Below are 4,538 nucleotides of genomic sequence, written 5' to 3' on the forward strand. Positions count from 1 at the left end.
ATACTTCCAGTAGCGACTTCGATTCCGGCTGTTTGTACCGCTTTGATACCACCAAAAGTTTTACATAGTCCTTTGGCGGCGAGTAATGGTTGAGTAGACATCGGGATATAGTTGTTAGACATATAAAAATGTATTTATCAATTATTAATTATTAATTAATTACTTACCCAAAGTCAGTTCTTCTTTATTACCCAAAATACCTTGCGGACGTAGTATCATAATCAACATCAAAATTAGACCGATAATCATCACCCGAAATGCCCCTTGCTGAGTATCATCCAGGTTCATAGCCCGAAATATATTCTTAAATAATTCAGTCCGCGTCACCTCAGAATAGCCCCAGAAAATAATTGCGCCAATCACCGTCCCGAGATTATTACCCGCACCACCTAACATGATAATAATCCAAGCATTAAATGTCAGCAGCGGCTCAAAGTTATCTGGAAACACGCTAAATTGCCAAGCATAAAAAGCGCCAGCAATACCCGCGATCGCGCCACCGAGCATGAAAGCTTGAAGTTTGTACCAAAAAACATTTTTACCCAAAGCCTTGGGCACTTCTTCATCTTCGCGAATCGCTTTGAGAATGCGTCCCCACGGTGAATGCACCAACTTTTCTAAGCCGATATAAACCACTGTTAATGTCGTCAAAGTTAGCAGCATCAAACCCGCACGATAATCATATCGATAGTACGGCGGTAAAGCACCATAGAGAGCTAAAGATCCACATACATTCACAGTCAATACAAAAATAATCGCGATCGCACCGCTAATTAGGCGGTTATTTTCGACACGCATCCACAATAATAATCGCCATAATGCCAACCCACAAATTGCTGTCAACCAGATAATAAAGAAGATTTTGCTAGGATAATTAGGATTAAAATCAAACGGTTTGGGATAGCCTTGAACGCCGAAGGTACCTTTCGTCAACCATTTTTCATTTTTGGCTACCAAGCGGACTAATTCCGACACGCCAATCGTGACAATTCCCAGATAGTCTTCGCGCAGTCTCAGCGTAGACATCCCAATCAGCAGCCCCAATAATGCCGATAAACCAGCCCCAACCGCAACGGCGATCGGAATCGGTACGCCCTGCAACGACAGTAACACGGTAGAATAGGCACCGATCGCCATAAATGCCACATGTCCGAAATTAATCAGCCCAGTGACTCCCCACTGGAGGTTTAAGCCCAAACTAAAGAGCGCATAGGTAGCAGCAGAAATCGTCAAGAAGACAAAATAAATGACCATCAGGCAGAATTGATGAATTATCGATCGGGAGTTAATAGTCTTAGAATACTATTGTGGCGATCGTTTTAGCTGATGATAGCTGAATGTCTGAAATATTGCACCCGCGATTCTCTTTCAGAAACACTCCGTGAACGCAAATCTCCGCCCGACTTACCGCTTGCCAATGCCGACATTAATTCTGACACCGCGTTTTACTGAAGATGCACAAGCTCTGTGGCGAGCGGCGAATCAACTTGGCTGGAACGTCGAGCGGCTGCGAAGTTGGCAAGTTCCCGATGAGTTGCGGCTGGTGCCCGAACCCGTACTATATTTAGAAGCACTATTCGGGCAAACCCTCGCCGCACAATTTGGACTGCAATTATTAGAGCCGGAGATCGATTGGCTGCCCAATTTACCAGCAGAATTTCGCCAACTCCGGGTATCACTGACGACGCTGGGAGCCTGTCGAGATCTAGTCGAGCCAACATTTATCAAGCCGCCAAACGATAAGAGCTTTCCCGCTAAAGTCTATACTGGCTCCGAGTTACCCCATGAATACGATGAAGATACCCCCGTTTTGGTAGCCGAAGTAGTAGTGTGGGAAACAGAATTTCGGTGCTTTATCCTCGATCGACAAATTCGCACTATTTCGATTTATCTTAGAGATGGAGAGCTACAACGAGAGTTAGAGTTTGCTGCTACAGATTTAGAATTAGCAGCGGCAGAGTTATTCGTACAGAAGATCCTCGCCGATTCCCGCATCGAACTACCACGCGCGGCGGTGGTGGATGTGGGCGTTATCGCGGAGCGAGGTTGGGCAGTAGTAGAGCAAAATGCCGCCTGGGGATCGGGGATTTATGGTTGCGATCCATTACAGGTACTGGAGGTGCTGCGATATGCAGCCGTAGCACTCTAAATTAGCGCACAAAAAATTAGTCCGTCATCTCGTAAACTCACTTGTTTTCAAAATCTCATGTTTCCAGTTATCTATTCAGACGAATTTTTATTACATGAAACCGGAGCCTTTCATCCCGAAAAACCAGCTCGACTGACAGCAATTAAGTCAGCACTAGAAAGATCTAAATCGGCAGATCGACTCGATTGGCGAGAGCCGACACCTGTACGAGTGAGATCGCCATTACCTTGGATCGAGAAAATTCACCCAACTGAATATATCCAGTCTGTACAGCAGCTCAGTCAAAACGGCGGATCGATCGATCCCGATACACCCGTCTCTACCAGAACTTATGAGGTTGCACTATTAGCTGTCAATGCGTGGCTGGATGGGGTCGATTTGGCTTTCACTGGCGAACCTGCATTTGTGCTAGCGCGTCCGCCTGGGCACCATGCAGAGCCATCTGGGGGGATGGGATTTTGCATCTTTAGTAATGCCGCGATCGCGGCGACTTATGCTTTGGCAAATGGTGCCGATCGAGTGGCTATACTAGACTGGGATGTCCATCACGGCAATGGCACCCAAGCGGTAGTAGCCCAAAATCCCCAGATGGCTTACTGTTCGCTCCATGAGTATCCGCACTATCCTGGTAGTGGCGCAGCAGTCGAGCGGGGAGTTCACAAAAACCTGTTAAATCTACCAATGAAAGCAGGCAGTACGATGGCGGATTATCAGCCGTTATTTGAATCGAAAGTAGTGCCGTTCTTAAGTGATTTTCGCCCAGATTTACTAATTGTTAGTGCTGGCTACGATGCCAATCATGACGATCCATTAGCAAACATTTCGCTCCAGCCGTCAGATTTTGGGATCTTTACCGATTACTGTTTACAAGTTACCCGCAAAATTGTCTTTGGTTTAGAAGGTGGCTATGATTTTGATTCATTAGGTGCATCGGTAGTCGCCACGATCGAGCGGTTGTTGACATAGTAATGTGGATATTGAGAGTCGTTAAAATCGATTGCTTATGGCAGGCTTCGCCAACGATTAGTGCAGAGATTGCTCGATCGCTTAGCGTACCGCAGGTAATCGAATCAAACAGTTTAAACTCTTATTGCTTCGGCTCCAGATGGTCTGTGGGCAGTGCCCACCCTACATTTCTGGGATATTCCAATATGTGGCTAAGGTAGACTGGAGTTGTGTTAAGTAATTAGAAGGTAAGCCATGGCTTGGGAGATTACTACTACTGAGTTGTTGGAACGGTATGCTATTGGCGAACGTAACTTTGCCGGAATTGAATTGTTGCCCCCTCCAGGAACTTCCAACGCTGGCAGACAAGATGGAATTGAATTGCAAGGAGCTATTTTGAGAGATATCAACTTGCGTGGAGCCGATTTGAGCTTTGCTGACTTGACTGGAGCCGACTTGACTGGAGCCGACTTGTTCGCTGCTTACTTGGAAATGGCCATTTTGGAAGGAGCTATCGTCAAAAATGCCAACTTGCGTGGAGCCAATTTGAGATGGTGTAGATTGCGTGGAGCTAATTTTGAGGGCACTGAATTGATTCATGTCAATGCTGCTGGTGCTGATTTTCGCGAAGCTTTTGTTGAATTCCTTAGCTACTCCATTCTGGCTCAAGCCGATTTCAAAGGTGCTAAAGGAACTTACACTGAACGTATCTGTAGCCAAGCTAATTTTGTTTGGGAAACTACTCTCCCAGATGGAACTATCGAGCATCGTGCCCTCTGTCGTGGAAATTACTGGCTCGATCCGTAAATCTTGTTCGGCCATAAGGGGTGCAGTCGTCCCAGTAGGGTGGGCACTGCCCACAAACCATTTAGAGCCGAAGAAATGAGAGTTTAAACTGTTTGATTCGATATTAGTCTACATTCTCCGGCGCTGCGATTCTAATGGTGCGAAACCTTACTCCGCGAAACCTCGGTGGTTCCCAGCCGTCATATTCATGAACTCTCGCCAGCACAAAATCCTTTCGCTCTGGGTCGATTTGGGCGATCGTATTGAGATATTCGCGATCGTGAGCGATGACACCATTGCTAGTAAAGGCAATCCATTCGCCTCGATATTTTGCTAATATCTGCTGATTTTTCACGTACCAATCGTGGGCATCGAGATAGACTTGTTCCATAAAAGTTAACCGCGATCGATATATTTATTTTAGGGGATAGTGAATAGTGGATAGTGGATAGTTACAATTATATGAAGTCTCGATCGGCTGTAGATTTGACGATGTTCATCCCCGCATCTGCAAACCGCTGATAAGCAGCCTCAGCTTGGGCTGTATAATCTACCACCCCAGGAATAACTACTGGCGAAGTACAATCGGCAAGTAAATACACTTTCCGTGCCAATGTAGGATCGATCGCCTGAATTTCAGTTAGTAGATCGTTAACCG

General features: G+C 46.0%; 5 protein-coding genes and 2 pseudogenes. 3 read left to right on the plus strand and 4 right to left on the minus strand.

Annotated features, from left to right (window positions below; genetic code table 11):
* Positions 1 to 122, minus strand: a pseudogene (locus tag RMO35_RS25370) (ABC transporter ATP-binding protein); the annotation flags it as partial.
* A gap of 37 nt (positions 123 to 159) precedes the next feature.
* The gene (locus RMO35_RS14515) at positions 160 to 1,254 is read right to left on the minus strand and encodes a branched-chain amino acid ABC transporter permease (RefSeq protein WP_309742046.1); all 1,095 of its coding nucleotides are present in this window, start codon (positions 1,252 to 1,254) and stop codon (positions 160 to 162) included.
* A 127-nt stretch (positions 1,255 to 1,381) separates the two neighbouring features.
* Between RMO35_RS14515 and RMO35_RS14520 the strand changes: the two genes are divergently transcribed.
* The 3 genes from RMO35_RS14520 to RMO35_RS14530 all read left to right on the plus strand — a co-directional run bounded on the left by RMO35_RS14520 (position 1,382) and on the right by RMO35_RS14530 (position 3,901).
* Positions 1,382 to 2,149 carry an ATP-grasp domain-containing protein gene (locus RMO35_RS14520; protein ID WP_309742047.1) on the plus strand — a complete coding sequence of 256 codons (768 nt, stop codon included), beginning with the start codon at positions 1,382 to 1,384 and terminating at the stop codon, positions 2,147 to 2,149.
* Positions 2,150 to 2,206: 57 nt separating this feature from the next.
* Entirely contained in the window at positions 2,207 to 3,115 is a 909-nt protein-coding gene (locus tag RMO35_RS14525; RefSeq protein WP_309742048.1) for a histone deacetylase, read from the plus strand.
* Positions 3,116 to 3,349: 234 nt separating this feature from the next.
* The gene (locus RMO35_RS14530; RefSeq protein ID WP_309742049.1) at positions 3,350 to 3,901 is read left to right on the plus strand and encodes a pentapeptide repeat-containing protein; all 552 of its coding nucleotides are present in this window, start codon (positions 3,350 to 3,352) and stop codon (positions 3,899 to 3,901) included.
* A 103-nt stretch (positions 3,902 to 4,004) separates the two neighbouring features.
* On the opposite strand, the gene RMO35_RS14535 is transcribed toward RMO35_RS14530, so the two are convergent.
* Both RMO35_RS14535 and RMO35_RS14540 read right to left on the minus strand, forming a co-directional pair.
* Positions 4,005 to 4,271, minus strand: a complete 267-nt coding sequence (locus tag RMO35_RS14535) for a hypothetical protein (protein ID WP_309742050.1) — start codon at positions 4,269 to 4,271, stop codon at positions 4,005 to 4,007.
* A 67-nt stretch (positions 4,272 to 4,338) separates the two neighbouring features.
* Positions 4,339 to 4,538 (minus strand): annotated as a pseudogene (locus RMO35_RS14540) (isochorismatase); the annotation flags it as partial.

Source organism: Chamaesiphon sp. OTE_20_metabat_361, from assembly GCF_031364565.1.

Excerpts from the sequence above, each read along its gene's own strand:
- RMO35_RS14535 (WP_309742050.1), bottom strand. The coding sequence starts at position 4,271 with ATGGAACAAGTCTATCTCGATGCCCACGATTGGTACGTGAAAAATCAG.
- RMO35_RS14530 (WP_309742049.1), top strand. The coding sequence starts at position 3,350 with ATGGCTTGGGAGATTACTACTACTGAGTTGTTGGAACGGTATGCTATT.
- RMO35_RS14515 (WP_309742046.1), bottom strand. The coding sequence starts at position 1,254 with ATGGTCATTTATTTTGTCTTCTTGACGATTTCTGCTGCTACCTATGCG.
- RMO35_RS14525 (WP_309742048.1), top strand. The coding sequence starts at position 2,207 with ATGTTTCCAGTTATCTATTCAGACGAATTTTTATTACATGAAACCGGA.